Source organism: Dyella humi, assembly GCF_044904605.1.
Classification (GTDB): Bacteria; Pseudomonadota; Gammaproteobacteria; order Xanthomonadales; family Rhodanobacteraceae; genus Dyella_B; species Dyella_B humi.
Genome location: NZ_JADIKI010000023.1, coordinates 2325507 through 2346654, shown reverse-complemented (window position 1 = coordinate 2346654; position 21148 = coordinate 2325507). Strand labels below are relative to the sequence as shown.

Genomic DNA, 21148 nt, shown 5'->3' with positions numbered 1-21148 from the left:
GTTGGGGAGAACGTTCGATGAAGACCAAGCCACTCACACGCGTAGCGTTATCGGCGGCCATCGCGGCCACGCTTATGTCCGGCGCTACTTATGCCCAGGACAACGGCCAGACGCAGAGTTCGACGACGGCACCCACAACGGCCCCTGCCAAGGCCAGCCCCGGCGCACAGCAGAACGCCAACGCCAAAAATGCACAAACCTTGCAGCAAGTCGTGGTGACCGGTACTGCGAGCTTCGGCGGTATCAAGAAGATCGACGCCAGCTATTCGATCACTTCGATGACTGCGCAGCAGATCAAGGAAGCCAACCCCAAGAGCTCGGCCGATCTCTTGAAGGCTTCGCCCGGCGTGTATCCCGAATCCTCCGGCGGCCAGACCGGCGCCAACATCGAAGTGGCCGGCTTCCCGGGCGGCGGCGATGCACCGTATGCCACGTTCCAGCTCAACGGCACGCCGCTGTATCCCATGTCGACCTTGTCGTTCATGGAAAACTCCTCGATGTTCCGCCTTGATGACACCATCGATCGCGCGGAAATCGTGCAGGGCGGCCCGTCGGTGTTGTATGGCAACGGCCAGCCCGGCGTCACGGCGAACTTCATCCTGCGTGAAGGTACCGATGTGCCCTCCGGCGATATCGGCTTCACCTATGGCTCGGAAGGCATGGAGCGCCTGGACGGCTTTATCGGCTTCAAAGTCGCCAACAACTGGTACGGCAGCGTCGGCGGGTTCTGGCGCCGTTCGGACGGTGTGCGCGATCCACAGTTCCCGGCCGACAACGGCGGCCAACTCACCGCTACGCTGACGCGCGACTGGGACAACGGCTCGCTGATGTTCTACGCGCGTTCGCTGAAGGATCACAACCAGTTCGTCACCGACACGCCGATCCTCAATCCGAGCGCGGGCAACTTCTCCAACTACCCCGGCTTCAGTCCGCTCACTGGCACCTTCGGCAGCAAGGCTGATCAACGCGAATTCATCGAGACCACGCCCTGCGGCACCCCCGGCTGCACGCCGGGCGGCCAGGAAGTGAATCTGGCCAAGGGCCGCGGTGCGGACATCCATATGTTCGGCGCCAACTTCGACTGGGATTTCGGCAACGGCTGGTCGATCTCCGACAAGCTGGGCTTCACCGGCGGCGAGATGAACACCATCTCGTTCTTCAGCACGGGCAACAACCCGACCACGCTAGGGAACTACATCGCTTCTGCCGAAACAGCCGATGGACTGCCTGCCGGTCTTACCCCCACCGCCACTTACGCCAATGGTCAGGCGGCCAGCTTGAACCAGAACGTCACCACGCAAGGTCTCTGGTATGTGCACAAGGTCATCCAGGCCATCAGCAACGAATTCCATGTCAGCAAGGAATTGTTTGAAGGCAATACGCTGACCGTCGGCAACTACACGGCCGTCTACAACGATCACGACACTTGGTTCCTCGGCAACGACATGTTGCTGCAGGCGCAGACCAATCCGAACCCAATCGTGGTTTCGCTGAGCAACGGCGCCAATACCTATCAGCTCACCGACCCGCAGGGCTTCACCAGCGGGGTGAGCACGGCCGTCAAAGAACGCTGGAACGGCTTCAACACCGCCTTCTTCGCCACCGATAGCTGGAAGATCGGCAACTGGTTGATCGACGGCGGTCTGCGCGTGGAACGCCAGCAGGCCGATGGCGCTATTGCCAACACGGCTACGACGGATCTCGATAACAACAAGTACACCTTGTACAACAACAGTTCGCAGTACTTCGCCCCAGGGCAGCAGTACATCCACTACCTGAAAACCGAAAAGTCCTGGACGCTCGGCGCCAACTACGAGTTCAACCCGAACATGAGCGCCTATGTTCGTGCGAACCTGGGTATCCACTTTCCCGGCTTTGACGACCTGCGCGGATTACCCACCACGCCGATTCAAAAGATCAAGAACTACGAAATCGGCTTCAAGTATCAGGCCGACTGGATCTACGCCGACGTCAGCGCGTATCGCCGTTTGTTCTACAACGTGCCTTACACCATCACCACAGATACCGGCCAGCAGACCTTCGTGTACGGCTCGCAAACGAAGGGCGTCAATTTCACGACGACCGTCAAGCCGTTCGAGCATGCCGCAATCACGCTCTCCGGCGACTACATGGATGGCCACTACAACCGCTACATCGGTTGCGTGACCTACACCGCGCAGAACGGCAGCACGCAATGCACCAGCATCAACGGCATGCAGCTGCAGCGTCAGCCGAAACTCCAGTTCCGCCTGACGCCTTCGTACGACCTGCCAACCAGCTGGGGGGATGTCAAGGCATGGATCACCTACGAACACGTCGGCAATCGCTATGGCGACCTGATCCAGCAGCAGCCGCTGGGCAGCTACTACGACCTGAGCTTCGGCTTGCTGGCGAACGTAGGCCAGCACTGGGTGTATAGCGTGCAGGGCACCAACCTGACCAACCAGATCGGCATTACGGAAGGCAACGCGCGTCTATTCGGTTTTGCGAGTACGGGCGGCGTGATTCTGGCGCGTTCGATCGAAGGTCGTGAGGTGCAGGGTCAGATCAAGTACAACTTCTGATTGCCGTACTTTTGCTCCCTCTCCCGCTTTGGGAGAGGGAGTGTTGAAAGGCTTTAGCCGCCCTCCCCTCCTTTGGGCTCCCATGGCCGGGCGCAGCATCCGGCCATGGACTTTCCCCTCATAACACGTTGTAGAGTTCGTCCGTCAGTAGCCGCTGCGGCGGGTCTTTCGACCAGCCCGACCTCGGCGCCTACGGCCGGTGAGAGGGTTTTGTTTGCCATGCAATTCGTCACCAGGCAGGTCGCCATGAACCGATTCCGCATGATCGCCGCGCTCGCCCTGATCTACATGGTCTTCGCGATTCTGCTCAACAGCGTAGGCACGGTTATCCTGCAATCGATCTACACCTTCGGCGTCGACAAGCCGCAGGCGAGCCTGCTGGAGCTGTTCAAGGATTTGCCAGTTGCGATTACTTCGTTCCTGGTTGCTTCGTTTCTTCCCCTGCTTGGCTATCGGCGCGCGATGATGATCGCCTTGGGCATCGTCGCCTGTGCCTGCGTGCTGATGCCGTTGTATCCGAGTTTCCGCACTACGGAGCTCTTGTTTACCTGCGTCGGCGTATCGTTCGCGCTGACCAAGGTGGCGGTGTATTCCTCCATTGGCCTCTTGACCAACGACCGTAGCGAGCACGGCCGGCTTACCAACACCATCGAAGGGCTGTTCATGATCGGCGTGCTGTTCGCCGGCTGGCTGTTCAGCGCCTTTGTCGATCGCGCACAGCCAGCGAATCCGTCCTGGCTCAACGTGTACTGGGTGCTGGCGGTGCTCTGCGTGCTGGTGATTGTGCTGCTGGCCACCTCGCGCCTGGACGAATCGGCGGCGCGCACCGAAGAAACCAAGTCCATGCGCGGCTCGCTGCTGGAAATGCTGCATCTGTTCCTGCGACCGCTGGTCTACGTGTTCCTCGCCTCGGCTTTCTTGTACGTGCTGATCGAGCAGAGCTTCAGCACCTGGCTGCCGACGTTCAACAACGAGATTCTCAAGCTGCCCAATGCGATGAGCATCCAGCTTGCGACCATTCTCGCCGGTGCTACCGCGGTAGGTCGCCTGGTCGCCGGCCAACTGCTGCGCCGCATGCCCTGGTACGCATTGCTGAACATCTGCGTGCTCGGCATGGGCCTGCTGGTGATTGTTGCCCTGCCGCTGGCGCAAGGTGTGGTGGAACGCGCGGATATCGGCTGGATGAATGCGCCGGCAGCCGCGTATCTGATTCCTCTGATCGGCGTACTGATGGCACCGATCTACCCCGTGATCAATTCGGTCGCGCTGAGCTCGCTGCCCAAACCGGCCCATGCAGCGATGACCGGTCTGATCGTCATCTTCTCCGCGCTCGGCGGCACGCTCGGCTCACGCATCACCGCCATCGTGTTTTCACGCTTCGACGGCATCCACGCGTTCTATTTCTCGCTGCTGCCGATGCTGCTGATCCTGGTCACGTTGTTTTTCTTCAAGCGCGAAACCGATCGTGCCGGTACGGCGACGGTAACCATCACGCTGGCCGGCAAATAGCAGTATTTAGACCAGCGTACGCGACGCATCACACTGGAGTTTCCATGAGTTTCCGCCGTCTCGGCCTATCCGGTTTATTTCTTGCGACATGGGCCGCCGTTTCCGCCGCGCATGGGGCTACGGATCCGAGCTTTCAGCTCACCGCCTCGTCCGACAACTTCGGCAGCTACTTTCCGGGCTATCTCGCCAACGGCTATTTCTCGACGATGACCTCGCCGCGCGGCACCGAACCCGCCCGCGCGTACATGGTCGCCTTCATGGATTACGACAAGCGCGATGCCTCCCGCCCCGCCGCCATTCCCGGCTGGAGCGAGATCGACTACAACCCCGGCGGCGGCTGGATCAATTCAACACGCCTGGACAAGAAGATCTTCGCGGACTACGCGCAGACGCTCGATATGTACGACGGCACGCTCACCACGCGCTACCGCTTCGACTACGCGAACAAGTCGACCGACGTAAAGGTCACGACCTTCGTCAGCCAGGCCGACAATCACCTCGCCGCTACGCAATTTTCCATCACGCCGCATTTCGACGGCAGCGTGGAGCTCACCTTCCCGATCCGCTTGTGGTCCGAACACCAGCCGCGCTTCCCGATCGGCAGCATGACCGGCGACCAGATGATCGCCGCGGTGATCGCCAGCGGGCAGAACCTCGACAACAAGCCGGTACCGACACCTGACCGCGCACCCGTGTGGTATCCCGGTTATACCGAAGTACTGTCTAGCGACGGTGACACTAAAACGCTCACCCTATGGTTGAACGGCCGCGCGAAGGAAGGCTTGAGCATGGCCGAAGCGGCGGCGATCGAATTGCCGAAGGCGCTAGACATCCAAAACGTAAAGCTCGACAAGACTTCAAACCTGCTCTCGCTGCACATCACGATCAAGGTGAAGCAGGGCACCACGTACACCTTTACCAAATACCTCGCCGCTTCCAGACAGGATTGGGGCGGCGACGCGAAAGCCGATCTCTCCCTTGCCAAGCAGGCGCGCGAGACCGGCTTCGACAACTTGCTCGCGCGTCACCAGGCGGCATGGCATGAGTTGTGGAAATCGGACATCGTCGTAGACGGTGATCCGGCCGTGCAAAAGGCCGTGCATTCGGATCTCTATTACCTACTTTCCAACAGCACCGTGGGAACTGCGTGGCCGATGGGTGCTTGCGCGCTAACGCCGAACTATGCCGGCCATGCATTCTGGGACAGCGATTCGTGGGTGTTCCCCGCGCTGCTGTTGTTGCATCCGGAACGCGCCAAGCCGATCGTGATGTTCCGCCATCGCACCATGCAGCCCGCGCGCGCGCGCGCCACTCAGTACGGCGCGAAGGGCACGATGTATCCATGGGAATCCGACCCGCAGACGGGCGTGGACAACACGCCGCACTTCGCCTACGGCGTGTATCGCGAGATCCATGTCAATGCCGATATCGCCATCGCGCAATGGCAGTATTACCTCGCCAGCGGTGACGATGCATGGCTCAAGCAATATGGCTGGCCAGTGATCCGCGAAGTCGCCGAGTTCTGGGCCAGCCGCGTCACCTACAACAAGGCGGCGGATCGCTACGAAATCATGCACGTCACTTCGCCGGACGAAGCATACGACGACGTACCGAACGACTCCTTCACCAACGCCGCCGCGCGCAAAGCCCTGCAGATCGCCGTCGAGGCGGCGAAGAAAGTGGGTGAACCGGCCGACCCGCAGTGGTCGACGATCGCCGCCAAGATGTACATCCCCTTCCTCGACAAGGAACAGCGTCATCTGGATTTCGATGAATCTGTGCCGCACGACAAAATCACCTGGATGGGTTCGTCGCTGGCGTGGTTGATGTACCCCAATCTCGATTTGTCGATGTCGGACACCGTGCGCCGCAACGATTTCGACTTCCAATTGCACGAACTGAAAGTGCATGGCGACGATCCGAACGAAATGATGATGGTGATGCTGGCGGTCGGCGCCTCAGAACTCGGCGACGCCAAATCGGCCGGCGACTGGATCGAGCGCAATCTGGTCGGTTTCCTCAAGCCGCCGTTCAACGTGCGCACCGAAACGGTGGCAAACAACGCGGGCTACATCCTTGCCACCTCGGCAGGATTCCTGCAGAGCATGGTCTACGGGCTTACTGGTTTGCGCATCGACGACAAGGGACTCGATGCGGCCTACGCGCCGGTGCTGCCGCCGAATTGGAAGTCGTTGACGCTCAAGCGAGTGAGCTTTCAAGGCAAGCAATACGACATCCGCGTAGAACGCGATGCGCAAGGCAAAGCGACACTGGTGCGCAAGGCATTGTAGACGAGCGCGGAATGACGATTCTCATGCCCGCTCCCTTAGCGAGCCCCTTTCCCGAGGGGAGAAGGGCTTCGCTTCTGGGCAAGCTTGCAGCTATCGCCCTGCTCTGTACCGTTGCCCCCACCACCTTCGCCGCTACCGATCCGAGCTTCCAGCTCACCGCCACGTTCAACGACCTCGCTAGCTATTTTCCTGGCCAGCTCGGCAACGGCTACATCTCCACCATGACCGCTCCGCGCGGCACCGAGGGCAATCTTGCCTATCTGGTCGCGCTCATGGATTACGCCAAGGGCGACGTCTCGCGCCCCGCCGCCATCCCCGGTTGGACCGAAATCGACTATCGCAGCGGCCGGTCATGGCTCAACCAATCCGCGCTGAGCGCGTCGCGATTTCAGGATTACGGCCAGACGCTCGACATGTACGATGGCACGTTGATTACCCACTATCGCTACGTCGACGAATCCAGGGCCACTGATGTCAAGGTGATCACCCTGGTCAGCCAGGCATCACCGCATCTGGCGGCGACACAGCTTTCGATCACGCCGGATTTCGACGGCGATATCGAACTCTCCTTCGCGCTGAACCTGTGGGCTCCGCATCAGCCCCGTTTTCCACTCGCCAGGCTCAACGGCGATCAAGTGATGGAAGCGCTCGCCGCCAACAACATGACACTAGAGCCAACGCCACCCGCCACCGCGGATCGCGCGGCGCTGTGGTATCACGGCGACACGCACATGTTGGCCAGCGGTGATGACACCCGATCGTTGACGCTATGGCTGGACGGACGCGCTGAACAAGGTGCGAAGATGGCGGAAGCCGTGGCCATTGCATTGCCAGAGGGCATGCAAGCAAGCGGGATCAAGCTCTATCAGGACGACTATCGGCTCGCTTTGAACCTGCATATCGTCGTGCATAAGGGCCAGACGTACGCCCTTACCAAATATGTCGCCATTTCACGTGATACATGGGGCGGCGATGCGAAGCAAGATCTCGAGCTAGCCAAAGAAGCACGCGCGCAAGGCTTCGACGCATTGCTCCAGCATCAAGCCGATGCCTGGCATGCGCTATGGCAGTCGGACATCGTGATCGACGGCGATGCCAAAGCGCAGCAGATCGTGCATTCCGATCTGTATTACCTGCTGTCGAACTCGACGCCAAATACCGTCTGGCCGATCGGTGCCTGCGGCATGACGCCCGGATATACCGGACATGTGTTTTGGGACAGCGATTCCTGGGTGTTCCCGGCCTTGCTGCTCTTGCATCCTGAGCGGGCGAAATCCATGGCGATGTTCCGCGACGCATCCCTGACCCCTGCGGAACAGCGCGCGCGCGAACACGGCCTGCGCGGCGCGATGTATCCATGGGAAGCCGATCCGGACAACGGCAGTTCGCAAACGCCGCATTCGGCGCAAGTGCTCGATGAAAGCGAGATCCACGTCAACGCCGATATCGCGATTGCGCAATGGCAGTACTACCTGGCCACGCAGGATCGCAACTGGCTGAAGCAGCATGGCTGGCCGGTGATTCGCGCACTTGCCGACTTCTGGGCCAGCCGCGCCAGCTACGTGCCCGACAAGCATCGCTACGACATCCTGCATGTCACCTCGGTCGCCGAACCGTACAACGATATTCCCAACGATACGTTCACCAATGCATCGGCGCGTAAGGCGCTGGAAATCGCCACCGCCGCGGCAGACGTCATAGGTGTTGCGCCGGATCCGCACTGGACGGAGGTGGCGAAGGGTTTGTATCTGCCGTTCGATGCGAAGGAAGGCCACTACCTCAACTTCGATCCATCCGTGCCCTTCGACGCGCACGAGAAAGGCGGCCCGCTGCCGTTGTTGTCGTATCCGTCACTGGATATGCCGATGAGCGCACAAGTGCGCCGCCGCAATTACCAGTACGCCACCTTGGCACTCGAACACACGCATCACGCCATGAACAGCATGGGCTTTGAGCCGCTGTCCATCGCGGCAGCCACTGCCGGCGAACAGGCCGAGGCCAGCAAGTGGTTCGAAGGCAACATGACGCTCAACGTGATCAAGCCGCCGTTCAATGTGCGCACCGAAACGGCCAACAACAACACCGGCTACTTCATGACTGCCAGCGGCGGATTGCTGCAGAACATCCTTTACGGCTTTACCGGTTTGCGCATCGAGGAGCAGGGACTGGTGCAGGCGTATCCGCCGATGCTGCCTGCACAGTGGAAAGGGTTGACGCTCAAGCACATCACGTTTCGCGGCCGGCCGATGGATATCACCTTGCGGCGGGATGCCAGTGGAAACGTAACGATCACGCGCCATACTCTTTGATTCGAAACACGCGATCGGTTGCCAAGCGCATCGATTGCACTGGATGGGGAATTCGCATGAAAAGCACATACCGCCGTACGTTCGCCAAGCCCATATATCTCGCACTGCTTCTCTCATCGGTGCTCGTCGCCACCGCTTCCGCCACCCAGCCCGATCCAGCCAAGACGCATGCTTATATCGACAAAGCCTGGAGCACGCTCACGCGCTCGCAGGACGAATGTAAGTCGCTGACCGATCCTAAGATCAAGACACGTCCGGTGCTTTACGTACCGGCGCAATTCACCACGCCGCCGGATCTCTTGCAGGCGCAGAAACGCTGCAATATCGACGTGCACACCCTGCCGCGCGCAATTGATCAGCTCGGCGACGTGGATGCCACCAAGCTGCCGGTGCAAGGCCTGCTCTATCTGCCGCGCCCCTATGTGGTTCCCGGCGGTTTCTTCAACGAAATGTACGGCTGGGACAGCTACTTCATCCTGCTCGGCCTGGTGGCCGATCACCGCATCGAACTGGCGCACGACATGGTCGACAACGCGCTGTTTGAAGTGCAGTACTACGGCGGCGTTTTGAACGCGAATCGCACCTACTACCTCAGTCGCTCGCAACCGCCATTCCTTACGCGGATGATGATGTCGGTACTCAACGATCCGGCTGCCTTCCACAATGCGGACGAGAAGCGCGCATGGCTGGAAAAAGCGTATCCGCTTGCTGTGCGCAACCACGACATCTGGACGCGGCCGGAACATCTGGCCGGCAACACGGGCCTGGCGCGCTATTACGATTTCGGCAGCGGTCCGGTGCTGGAAGCGCAGACCAGCGAATACTATCGCGGCGTCATCAAGTGGCTGCTCGCGCATCATGCCGATGATCCCGGCTATCTGATCAAGGCGGCCGAACATCCTGACGACGCCGAAGCCGAACGCCTGAAAACGGAAAGCTGCGACGTGCAGGCGTCCAAGGTGTGTGCCGGCAACTGGTTCGGTGGTTATCGCCTGACTGCCGATTACTATCACGGCGATCGCGCGATGCGCGAATCCGGTTTCGACGTCAACTTCCACTTTGGTCCGTTCGCGGGCTCGACGCACCACTACGCCGATGTGGGCTTGAATAGCCTGCTCTACCGTTACGAGATGGACCTGCACGATCTCGCCCAGCAGCTCGGCAAGACCGCCGATGCGGAACACTGGGCGCAGGCCGCCGCGGCGCGCAAGGAAGCGATGGACAAGTATCTGTGGCGCCCCGAGTCCGGCATGTACCGGGATTACGACGTCATCGCCGGCAAGCCTTCCGATAGCCCGTACCTCACCACGTTCTATCCGCTGTGGGCCGGGGCGGCTTCGCCGCAGCAGGCGGCCTCGGTGCGCGGCCAGCTTTCCATCTTCGAACTGTCCGGTGGATTGACGATGGACAATCGCGCCAGTGGCGCGCAATGGGATTACCCGTTCGGCTGGGCGCCGACCAACTGGCTTGCCGTCGACGGCCTCGACAAATACGGCTTCCATGACGACGCACACCGTATCGCCGGCAAGTTCAACGCCACCATCGACCGCAGCCTCGCCGCCGACGGCACGATCCGCGAGAAATACAACATGGCCAGCGGGAATGCCGACGTGAAGGTGATCGCGGGATACAGCACGAATGTGATCGGCTTTGGCTGGACCAATGGTGTGTATTTGATGATGGATGAGATCTTGAGTGGTGCGAAGACGAAGGCGGCCGCAGCTGCTGAGCCGGCCAAAACACCGTAATACTTGTCCGTAACCACATAGCCGTCATTCCCGCGCAAGCGGAAATGACGGCCGTGAGGGTTGCCCAGGCTTCGTCGAGACAGCAAAGAAAAAGCGTTTCTTCAACATGTATTGAGGTAAAGCCCATGCAAGCACTGCGTTTCCCGCTCATTGCCTCAACCGTTCTATTGATCGCCAATCTGGTAAGCGCCTCTGCTTCCGCTCAAAACACCTCACCGAGCGTCAAACCCGACGGCACCATCACCTCACCCGCCGTCTCCATCCCCTATTCCAGCCTCGCCTCGCCCGAATCCCGCGCGTTCTTTTACAAACTGTCGTCCGGCCCCAAAGCGCCGCCAATCGACGGGCCGATCGAAGCAAGCCGCGCTTTCTACGACCGCATGAACAGCGATCGCGCCGCGCGCATGCAGAAGATGTACGCGGTGAAGATCCACAGCGAAACAATCGCTGGCGTGGGCACGGACGTAGTGCTGCCGGCGCAAGGCATCTCCGAGGAAAATCGCCACCGCGTGCTGATCAACCTGCATGGCGGCGCGTTCCTGTGGGGTGCGCACAGCGGCGGCTTGGTGGAAGCGATTCCGATCGCGAGCCTGGGTCGCATCAAAGTAATCACGGTCGATTACCGGCAGGCGCCGGAGCACACCTTTCCCGCTGCCAGCGACGATGTGGCGGCGGTGTATCGCGCACTGCTCACGCAATACAAGCCCGAGCAGATCGGCATGTACGGCTGTTCCGCTGGTGGCATCCTCACGGGTGAGGCAGTCGCCCGCCTGATCACCGACAAGGTGCCGGTGCCCGGCGCCATCGGCACCTTTTGCGGTTCATTGCTCGATGTCGACGGTGATTCGGCCTATGCAGGCCCACTGCTGAACGGCTGGGGCGTGCCGGAGCATCGGCTGGCGCTCGCCGATCTTGCCTATTTCCATGGCGCCAACCAGCACGACCCGTTGGTGCAACCCGGCCTTTCGCCGGCGCTGCTGGCCAAATTTCCACCGACTTTGCTGATCACCGGCACGCGCGACATGGCGATGAGTTCGGTGCTGGCGAGCCAGCAATTGCTCGATAAAGCGGGGGCGCAGACCGAATTGCATGTGTGGGAAGGCATGTGGCATTCCTTCTTTTCCGATCCTGAGCTACCCGAATCGCAGGATGCCTATCGCGTGATGGTAAGGTTCTTCCTCAAGCACCTCGCTCGTTGACGTACACAAACGTGCCGCGCTTTGCCACTTGCGAGTGCGGCGAGTATCCTGAACGGAAATTCAACTTCGCCTCCGAATCCATGAGCCAACAGACCGTCCTGGTCATCGACGACGAACGCGACATCCGCGAGCTGCTGACGATCACGCTCGGCCGCATGGACCTGAAGGTCGATGCAGTCGGCACGGTCGCCGAGGCGCGCCAGGCGCTTTCCGAACGCAGCTACGACTTGTGTTTCACCGACATGCGCCTGCCCGACGGCAGCGGCCAGGAGATCGTTGAACTGATCGCGGCCGAGTACGACGAAACCCCGGTGGCGATGATCACCGCCTATGGCAACGTCGATGCCGCCGTGACGGCCCTGAAGGCCGGTGCCTTCGATTTCGTGTCCAAGCCGGTCGACATCCAGATGCTGCGTCGGCTGGTGCGTACCGCGCTGAAGCTGGCGGAAGAAAAGCGCACGGGCGTTGGCGTCAGTCCCACCTCGAGCGGCTCCAGCGACCGCCTGATCGGTGACTCGACCGCCATGCAGCAGGTGCGCAACACCATCGGCAAGTTGGCCCGCAACCAGGCCCCGGTGTACATCGCCGGCGAATCGGGCGTAGGCAAGGAGTTGGTCGCGCGCCTGATCCACGAACAAGGGCCGCGCGCAACCGGGCCGTTCGTGCCGGTCAACTGCGGTGCAATTCCTTCGGAGCTGATGGAAAGCGAGTTCTTCGGCCATCGCAAAGGCAGCTTCACCGGTGCGGTCGCGGACAAAGAAGGTCTGTTCCAGGCCGCGCACGGCGGCACGCTGTTCCTCGACGAAGTGGCCGAGCTGCCCCTGCACATGCAGGTGAAGCTGCTACGTGCGATCCAGGAAAAAGCGGTGCGTCCGATTGGTGCGCGCGAGGAAGTCGCGGTGGACGTGCGCATTCTTTCGGCCACGCATAAGAACCTGGCCGCCTTGGTCGAGCAGGGCCAGTTCCGCCAGGACCTGTTCTATCGCATCAACGTGATTGAGCTGCGCGTGCCGCCTTTGCGCGAGCGCCGCGGCGACGTACCGCTGCTGGCCGACTACGTGTTGCGCCAGTTGGCGGTAAAGAGTGGCGGCGGCACGCCTGTGCGCCTGCTGCCCGAAGCGCGCCAGGCGCTGGAAGATTACGACTTCCCCGGCAATGTGCGCGAACTGGAAAACATTCTCGAGCGCGCCGTGGCGATGTGCGATGGCGACCGCGTCGATGCCGGCGACTTGATGCTGCCGCAGCGCCCGCCACGCCATGGCGCGGAAGCCGGCACGCACGCGCACGCCGGCCATCACGCACCGCCTGCCTACGCACCACAAGGCCATCCGCCCGCTGCAGTGCCGTCCGCGCAAACACCTTCCAGCGAACTGCCGCTGGACGACTACATCAGCAATCTCGAACGCACCGCGATCATGAAGGCGCTGGAAGAATCGCGCTACAACAAGACGGCAGCAGCTCGGAAGCTGGGTATCACGTTCCGGGCGTTACGGTACAAGTTGAAGAAGCTTGGGATTGATTGACGGAGAACAGCGAGCGAGTGGATAGCGCCATCATCCTGAGCGAACCCCTCTCCCCTCGGGTGAAGGTTCGAGCGAAGCGCGATACCCACTACTTGCGCAAGTCTTTGCCATCGCGCGCTGATCGTACCCTCACCCAATCCCTCTCCCGGAGGGAGAGGGATCAGTTCCGATGGCGTCATCAATGCCGCTGCTTCTCTTTCTTCTCACCCTCACGCAACGCATCATGCACCGCAAGCAACAGCGAGCGCGTGTTCACCGGCTTGTTCAAGCGCCGTACCCGGTTGCCGTCGTGCATCCGGAATTTCGCCGAATCCGGCGGATCGTCCGCGCGGCATAGCACCAGCACACCGCTGCGATAGCCATATTGGCTGAGCGCCGCCAGCGTGCGTTCGCTGGTAAAGAGGCTCATGTCCGCGTCCATCACGACCAGGTCGGGCAGGCCGCAGGCTTCGATCCACTGCAGCGCGGCAGTGCCGCTCTGGCTGCCGTGCACTTCGTAGCCCCAGGCGTCGAGCGTGTCGGTCAGCAGCGTGAGCTGGCCGGCTTCTTCCACCACCAGCAGCACGTGCTCGGCATTGCCGTGCAGGTTGGCGTCGCTATCGACCGGGTGGGCAGCTTCGATGACTGGACGCGCTAGCGGGATGTACAGATCGAAACAGGTGCCTTCGCCGACGATGCTATCCATGCGCATCACGCCGCCGTGGCTGTAGACGATGCGGCGGCACGACAGCAGCCCCAGGCCGGTGCCGCCATCCTTGGTGGTGAAGAAGGGTTCGAACAGCCGCCTGCGTACTTCTTCGGCCATGCCGATGCCGGTGTCGGTTACCGTGAGGCACACGTAGTCGCCGGGCTGCGCGTCTTCATGCTCCAGAATGAAGCTTTGCTCCAGTTTCGCCTTACGGGTGGTCACGCGCAGCATGCCACCATTGGGCATCGCCTGAATCGCATTGAGGCAAAGGTTGAGCAGGCATTGCTGCAGTTCGGTGTGGTTGCCTTCGAAGGTGAGCTGCGGATCGGCCACGTCGATGTCCAACGTCACCGTGCGCGGCACGCTGCCCTGCAGGAGCAGCGACAGGGCATCGATCAGCGCCTGCACCTTCACCTGTTCGGCACGCCGTGCACCGCGCGCAAACGACAGCATGGACTGCACCATTTCCAGCCCGCGCCGCCCGCAGTCGCGCACCAGCGCGCCCAGCCGGGCCAGGCGCGGGTCGTCCTGGTAATCCTGCAGGCTGTCGCCGGCCAGCAACAAGGGCTGCAGCAGATTGCGCAGGTCATGGCTCAAGCCGCCGGCCAGCATGGCGAGGCTTTCGAAGCGCTGGATGCGGATCAGCTCCGCCTCCGCGCGGACGCGCGCCCGCTGCTCGTCTGCTTCGCGCATTGCGCGGCGCACTGCGCTCGCCAGTCGCGCGGGATTCTGCTTGAGGATGTAGTCGGTGGCGCCTTCACGCAGCGCGGCGATGGCCGCTTCCTCGCCCAGCGTGGCCGAGACGTAGATGAAGGGGATATCCCCGCTGAGGTCGCGCAGCAGTTCCAGCGCGCGCTGACCGGAAAAGCCGGGCATGCTCAGGTCCGACAGCACGATGTGCGGCTTGAACGCCTTGAGCGTTTCGACGAACGCCGGCTCGTCATCGACGAGGCGTACGTCGTAGTCGATACCGTCGGCCTGCAGTTCGGTGAGCACCAGCTCCGCGTCGAGCGGGCTGTCCTCTACCTGCAGAACCCGTATCCGGGGTAACGCGCGTTGTTGGCTGGACTTGTCCGGCATCCGATCATCATATGTCAATACGCTGTGACGGGAAGAGCCTTGCTTCGCAACAAAAAAAGCCGCAAGAGCAGCTTCTTCACACCTGTTCCGGCGACTGGTTCAGCACGGCCCAGAACTGGCCGAGCGTATGCACCGCCTGGAAAAACTGTCCCACATCCACCGGCTTGATCACGTAAGCGTTTACGCCCAGATCCCAGCTGCGTGCCAGATCGGTTTCCTCGCGCGAAGAGGAAAGGATCACCACCGGCAGATGCCGGAAGCGCTCGTCCGCGCGCATCTGCTTGAGCACGTCCAGCCCGTTCATGCGCGGCATCTTGATGTCGAGCAACACAACCACGGGATCGCCACCCGGACGGCCTTCGAAGCTGCCGCGCGCGTACAGCCAATCCAGGCAATCCACGCCGTCCTCCACATGGACGATTGGATTGACCAGATGCGCCTGGCGCAGCGCATCCACCGTCATTTCGGCATCGACGGGGCTGTCTTCGACCAGCAGGATGGGGCGCAAAGGGGCGTGCTTCATGGCGATGACGATGGTGGTTCGATGGCCGACAGTGTGAAGTGAAAACGAGCGCCATGTCCCGGCTCGCCTTCGGCCCAGACCCTGCCCCCATGACGCATCACGATGCGCCGCACATTGGCCAGACCGATGCCATTGCCGGGAAATTCGCTGGCCTTGTGCAGCCGCTGAAATACACCAAAAAGTTTGTCGACGTAGCGCATATCGAAGCCCGCGCCGTCGTCGGCGATGGTGAATTCGTAGTCGCCGCCGTCGGCGTTCTTCACGGAAACGTCGATGTGCGCGATCTCGCGCTGGCCGGTGTATTTCACGGCATTACCGATCAGGTTCTGCCATACGGTGCGCAGCATGTTCTCGTCACCGACCACCATCGGCAGCGGATCGATGTGCCACACGATGCGCCGGCCAGGCGCTTCCGACTCTGCCAACGTGCAGATTTCGTCCACCAGCGCGCGCATGTCCACCGCCTGCAGGCGCAGCGCGCCACGGCCGAGGCGGGAGAACACCAGCAGATCCTCGATCAGCTGCGCCATGCGGAACGACGCGTCGCGGATCACGCTGAGGTAATGCCGCGTGGTGCTGTCGACCTCCTCGCCCAGGTGATCTTCCAGCTTCTGCGCGAACGCGGTGATGTGCCGTAGCGGCGCGCGCAGGTCGTGCGAGACGGAATAGCTAAAGGCCTCCAGCTCGCGGTTCACGTCGGAGATCTGCGCCACCTTGCTTTCGAGCTGGTGGTTGAGCTCCTTCACCTGCTGCTCGACCAGCGCACGCGCGGTGACATCGCTGACGGTCAGCAGCAGCACCGGGCTCTCGCTGTCCTGCTGTTGCAGGCGGCGCGCGTTGATCACCACATGGCGCTCGACGCCATCGATGGTGCGCTGGGTGAGTTCGAAATCCCACAGTTCACGATCGCGCAACAGCACGTCGCGCAGGCGTTGCAGCAGCACTTCATCCGCCCAGGCGCCCTGACCGACATCTTCCAGGTATTCGGCACGGCTTTCCTCGGATACGCCGTATAGCTCGCTGAAGGCCGCATTCACCAGCAAGGTGCGCAGATTGTGGTCGAGCAGCGCGATGGGCTCGCGTACTGCCTGCAGGATCATCTGCGAACGCTGTACGGCCTGCCGCTCGCGCACTTCAGCCTGCAGGCGGCGGCCGATCTGCCGCTCGGAGACGATCACCACGATCATCAACATCAACAGCTGTGCTGCGGCGGTCAGCGTCAGCACCAGGCGGCTGTTGTTGGATTGTTGTCTGGCTGCCTCGCGGCGCAGTTGCAGCGCCTGTTCCGCATTGGAGACGATCTTGTCGGCGATGTCGTCGACATGGAACAGTGCGCTGGCGTCACGCAGGGCCTGCTCCGCACCGGCGCGGTCGTTGTGCCGGTAGCGCTCGACGGCCTGGTGCAGCAATGCCAGCCGGCCGTTCTCCACCGCGCCCAGCTGTTCCGCCAGGTGTTCCTGCGTGGCGTTGTCGGCGGTGATGTGGCGCAGCTCGTCCAGCAGGCCGGGAATGGTGTTTTCCGCGCTCACCGCCACCGTTTCGGCGTGGCTGTAAGGATCATCCGCCAGCAGGTGTTGGATGGCCGATTCGGCGTCGTGGGTCTGGTCGGCGATGCGGTAGACCAGAGCCTGGACTTCCGCCGAACGTGTGACCAGCTCGCCAGCCTCGAAGGATTGCTGCGAGCTGCCGCGCGTGATCATGTACGGCAGGGCCACGATCACGAGCACCGCAAGCAGCAGGCCGCCGGTGCGCCAGGGCATCGCCGCAACTTGTCGCACTCCCCCTGGAATCATCGGCCCTTAATCCGTGCACGTCCCGGCATGATGCATGCATTCTGCGCATGTTTTGCGGTTACTGACCAGTGCGAACGCATTTCACTTACATATAGACGGTTTCTACGGGCATTGACTCCCTTTTTTGGCCTTCAAGGCCCTCTTTCTGCCGTAAGAAGAGGTGAACCTCGCGAAGTGCTCCATCGAGGAATCAGACGGAAAAACGCGCGCGAACCCCACCTGGGTTCAACGCCGAATCCTGGCTCGCCGGAAGCTGCCCCTCCCTGCGCGCAGCAAAGAGAGGAGCGCCTCATTTACCGATAGGAACTCATCGCCGCAGGCCGCGCCGAAACAGCCTGCCCCCAGCTCTTGTTCGGCTGCGCCTGCATCGTGAAATGCAGTTCGCCACCGGCAAGGATGTCCGCGTGCTTCAAATACACCCGATCCAGCGGCTTGCCGTTGAGGGTGACTTCGCCGACGTAGGGATGCGCATCGTCGAACGGCGCCGCGCTGATGGTGAACGTGCGGCCGTTGCCCAGATGGATCGCAGCGCGCGGCACGAACGGCCGGCCGATGGCGTATTCATCGCTGGCCGGGGTCACCGGGTAGAAACCCAGCGCCGTGAAGATGTACCAGGCGGACATCTGGCCCAGGTCGTCGTTGCCGATCAGACCCGCGGGACCGGGGCCGTACTCGTTGTCCATGATCTGCTTAAGCCTCGCTTGCGTCTTCCACGCCTCGCCGGCGTAGTCGTACAAGTAGGCGATGTGATGGCTAGGCTCGTTGCCGTGCGCGTACCAGCCGATCAGGCCCGTAATGTCTTCCACATTTTTGAAGATGGATGGATCGACCTTGGCGTCGAAAAGTTCGTCCAGCTTGTGCGTGAAAGCCTGATCGCCGCCCATCGCGGTGATCAGCCCGGCCACGTCCTGCGGCACGTACCAGGAATACTGCCAGGCGTTGGCTTCGGTGTAGTCGTCGCCGTAGCCGGCGCTGGTGGGATCGAACGGCTCGCGGAACGGTCCGGTGCTCAGACGTGCACGCATGAAGCCGGTTTTCGGATCCCACACATTGCGCCAGTAGCCGGCGCGTTTCTCGAAGGTGTCGTAGACGTCGTGCTTGCCCATCGCCTTGGCCATCTGTGCAATGGCCCAGTCATCGTAAGCGTATTCCTGCGTCTTGGAGCCGCCCTCCACTTCCTTGTCGATGGGCACGTAGCCGAGCTTCATGTAATCGGCCAGGTCGCCATAGTCACCGTACGTGGCTGTGGACGCCATCGCCTTCAGCGCCTTGTCTGCGTCATAGCCGCGGATGCCCTTGACGTACGCATCGGCGATGATCGCCACCGCGTGGTAACCAGTCATGCACCACGTTTCCAGACCCTGGTACGCCCATACCGGTAGCATGCCGAATGGGCTGGCTTGCTGCGCGGCGATCAGCGAACGCACGAAATCGACGGTGCGATCCGGATGCAGCAGGATCAGCAACGGCTGCTGCGCACGGTAGACGTCCCACATCGACCAGCTCGAATAGAAATCGAAGCCGTCGGCGTGATGCACCTGATGATCGGGGCCGCGGTATTGGCCGTTCACGTCCATGCTCAGGCTCGGCGATATCAGCGCGTGGTACAGCGCGGTGTAGAACTGCGTGCGCAAGGTTTGGGGGCCGTCCACATCGATCGGCGCCAGCGCCTTGTTCCATGCTTCGAGCGCATTGTGGCGCTGCGCATCGAAATTCCAGCCCTGGCCGTCCTGGTCGAGGTTGGCGATGGCGTTGGCCTCGCTCACCGAGGAAGTCGCCACTTTCGCCAGCAGCGGTGTTTTCAGCTCGCCGAAATCGAACACGCCCACGATGGCGCGGCCGTTCTGCGCGTTCGCATCTTGTGGCTGATAACCCGGTCCCTTGAAGCCCTTGTAGATCACGTCGGTTTCGCGGTTGTAGAGCTCGCGCGAGGTCATCGGCTGGTTGAAGCGCATGGCGAAACACAGTTCGCGCCCCGGCGCCCAACCGCGCGTGGTGCGACAGCCGGTGACGGTGCCGTCCGCGCGCACCTGCAGGTTGGACCACACCACTTTGCCCGGGTAGTCGTAGATGCTGGGTCGCAGATCGAGCAGCACGTGCGCCGGCTTGCCGGTCGGGAAGGTATAGCGATGCCAGCCTACGCGGCGATTGGCGGTAAGTTCGGCGCGCACATCGTAGTCGGCCAAGGTCACCGCGTAATAGCCGGCCTGTTCCACTTCGGTCGCGTGATCGAAACGCGAGCGGTAGCCACTGCCCGTCACTTTCTCATCGCCCGGATCGAGCTTCACTTCGCCCGCAATCGGCATCACCAGTACGTCGCCCAGATCCGAATGGCCAGAGCCGGAGAAGTGCGTATGCGAGAAGCCCATGATGGTGGGATCGTTGTACTGATAGCCCGCCGCCCATTTGTACGCGTGCTTGAAATCTGGCATGGCCGTGTCGGGCGACAGCTGGATCATGCCGAACGGAACCGTGGCGCCGGGAAACACGTGGCCGTCGCCACCGGTGCCGATACGTGGATCGACCTCTGGCGCGTGTGGCTCGCCGGCCCAGACCACGGACGCGGTACCGAACGAGGCGATGACGAGCAGGGAAAGGCAGGAGCGACGCAGGCGATGGTTCATTGGATAGGGGCCTGTTAATGTCTTCGGTTAATGCGGACTGGGGAGTCCGCAAAGCTCCATACTCGGCTCGGGTCCTTCCCCGGAGGGGGGCCGATGGTGGGGCGGGCGGGTTGGATCGTTCCAAGGCGCCGGACGCTAACACCGGGAAGGAGGGCTTGGCATGCTGCAGTGCAGGATCACCAATTTGCGGGTTCAGGTACATTTGGATCGTTCCAAAGGCGAGGTTCTGAGATAAATGGGGAACACACCGCCGGTCGGCCGTAAGGTCACTCTGAGCGATATTGCCGCGGGTTGCGACGTCTCCCGCGCTACGGTTTCGCTCGTCTTGCGGGGCAGCCCGCTGGTCAACAAACACACTCGCGCGCGCGTGGAAGAAGAGCTGCGCCGCCAGGGTTACGTCTATAACCGCGCCGCGGCGAACCTGCGTCGGCGCACGTCGTCGAGCATCGCGCTGGTGCTCAACGATCTGGCCAATCCGTTCTTCGCGGAATTCGCTGCGGGCGTCGATGAAATACTCGGCGATACCGGCTTCGTGACGTTGCTGGGCAGCACCGGCGAGTCCACCGAACGCGAGCTGGCGGTGCTCGGCTCGCTGATGGAGCACGGGCCGGCCGGCATCATTCTTTCGCCCGCCGAAGGCAGCGACGCACAGCAGATTCTTTCCGCCGTGGGTTCGCTGACGCCGCTGCTGCTGTTCAACCGCGAGGTGAGCGGCGACGTGGCCGCCTGTGATCACTGGGATCGCCTGTTCCTGGACAACCAGCGCGGCGCGCGCCTGGCCACGGAACACTTGATCGAACAGGGTCACAAGCACATCGCGTTCTACGGCGGACATCAGGGCTCCAGTTCCTGCCGCCAGCGTCGCGCCGGCTATATCGAAGCGATGAAGGCCGCGGGCTTGGCCGTAGAGCCGAGCTGGATCGTGGAATGCGTACCCAACCGCCTGGATGCGGTGGCGCAGAGCGAGCACTTGTTCAAGGGCAAAACCGCACCGACCGCCGCCGTCTGCTACAACGATGCGGTGGCGCTGGGCCTGATGCTGGGACTGCATCAACGCGGCCTGCAACCCGGCAGCGATTTCGCCCTCACCGGCTTCGACGACATCGCCGAAGCCGCGGTCAGCGCACCGCCGCTGACCACGCTGGCGGTGACGCCACGCGACCGTGGCCGCCAGGCCGCGGAACTGATCCTGCAGCGCGTGCAGGATCCCTCCTCCCCTCCTCGTCAAACCATTGCACCCGTGCAATTGCTGGTACGCGCAAGCAGTTGTCCGCCGCACGCCTGATTATCGGATTTC

Annotated in this window: 12 protein-coding genes; 8 read left to right on the top strand and 4 right to left on the bottom strand. The window is 61.9% G+C overall.

Going from position 1 to position 21148, the window contains the following annotated elements; genetic code table 11:
* Positions 1–17 precede the first annotated feature (17 nt).
* The 7 genes from ISP18_RS21410 to ISP18_RS21380 all read left to right on the top strand — a co-directional run bounded on the left by ISP18_RS21410 (position 18) and on the right by ISP18_RS21380 (position 13143).
* Positions 18–2564, top strand: coding sequence for a TonB-dependent receptor (locus ISP18_RS21410; protein WP_380007279.1), 2547 nt, complete (start codon positions 18–20; stop codon positions 2562–2564).
* Positions 2565–2810: 246 nt separating this feature from the next.
* Positions 2811–4073 carry an MFS transporter gene (locus ISP18_RS21405; protein ID WP_380007276.1) on the top strand — a complete coding sequence of 421 codons (1263 nt, stop codon included), beginning with the start codon at positions 2811–2813 and terminating at the stop codon, positions 4071–4073.
* A gap of 44 nt (positions 4074–4117) precedes the next feature.
* Positions 4118–6364 (top strand): glycosyl hydrolase family 95 catalytic domain-containing protein, encoded by a 2247-nt coding sequence (locus ISP18_RS21400; RefSeq protein WP_380007273.1) that lies wholly within the window; start codon positions 4118–4120, stop codon positions 6362–6364.
* 11 nt (positions 6365–6375) lie between these two features.
* Positions 6376–8673 carry a glycoside hydrolase family 65 protein gene (locus ISP18_RS21395; protein WP_380007270.1) on the top strand — a complete coding sequence of 766 codons (2298 nt, stop codon included), beginning with the start codon at positions 6376–6378 and terminating at the stop codon, positions 8671–8673.
* Between the two features lie 56 nt (positions 8674–8729).
* Entirely contained in the window at positions 8730–10421 is a 1692-nt protein-coding gene (locus ISP18_RS21390) for a trehalase family glycosidase (RefSeq protein ID WP_380007267.1), read from the top strand.
* 125 nt (positions 10422–10546) lie between these two features.
* On the top strand, positions 10547–11620 hold the full coding sequence (locus ISP18_RS21385) for an alpha/beta hydrolase (RefSeq protein ID WP_380007264.1): 1074 nt from the start codon (positions 10547–10549) through the stop codon (positions 11618–11620).
* Positions 11621–11700: 80 nt separating this feature from the next.
* Positions 11701–13143 (top strand): sigma-54-dependent transcriptional regulator, encoded by a 1443-nt coding sequence (locus ISP18_RS21380; RefSeq protein WP_380007261.1) that lies wholly within the window; start codon positions 11701–11703, stop codon positions 13141–13143.
* Positions 13144–13321: 178 nt separating this feature from the next.
* Here the strand turns inward: ISP18_RS21380 and ISP18_RS21375 are convergent, their stop codons facing one another.
* The 4 genes from ISP18_RS21375 to ISP18_RS21360 all read right to left on the bottom strand — a co-directional run bounded on the left by ISP18_RS21375 (position 13322) and on the right by ISP18_RS21360 (position 19851).
* Entirely contained in the window at positions 13322–14911 is a 1590-nt protein-coding gene (locus ISP18_RS21375) for a response regulator (protein WP_380007258.1), read from the bottom strand.
* A gap of 76 nt (positions 14912–14987) precedes the next feature.
* Positions 14988–15434 (bottom strand): response regulator, encoded by a 447-nt coding sequence (locus ISP18_RS21370; protein ID WP_380007255.1) that lies wholly within the window; start codon positions 15432–15434, stop codon positions 14988–14990.
* Positions 15431–17194 (bottom strand): sensor histidine kinase, encoded by a 1764-nt coding sequence (locus tag ISP18_RS21365; protein ID WP_380007252.1) that lies wholly within the window; start codon positions 17192–17194, stop codon positions 15431–15433. Before ISP18_RS21365 ends, ISP18_RS21370 begins: the two co-directional genes overlap by 4 nt.
* Positions 17195–17520: 326 nt before the next feature.
* Positions 17521–19851 carry a GH92 family glycosyl hydrolase gene (locus tag ISP18_RS21360; protein WP_380007249.1) on the bottom strand — a complete coding sequence of 777 codons (2331 nt, stop codon included), beginning with the start codon at positions 19849–19851 and terminating at the stop codon, positions 17521–17523.
* Between the two features lie 235 nt (positions 19852–20086).
* Between ISP18_RS21360 and ISP18_RS21355 the strand changes: the two genes are divergently transcribed.
* Entirely contained in the window at positions 20087–21136 is a 1050-nt protein-coding gene (locus ISP18_RS21355) for a LacI family DNA-binding transcriptional regulator (protein WP_380007246.1), read from the top strand.
* The last annotated feature ends 12 nt before the right edge of the window (positions 21137–21148 follow it).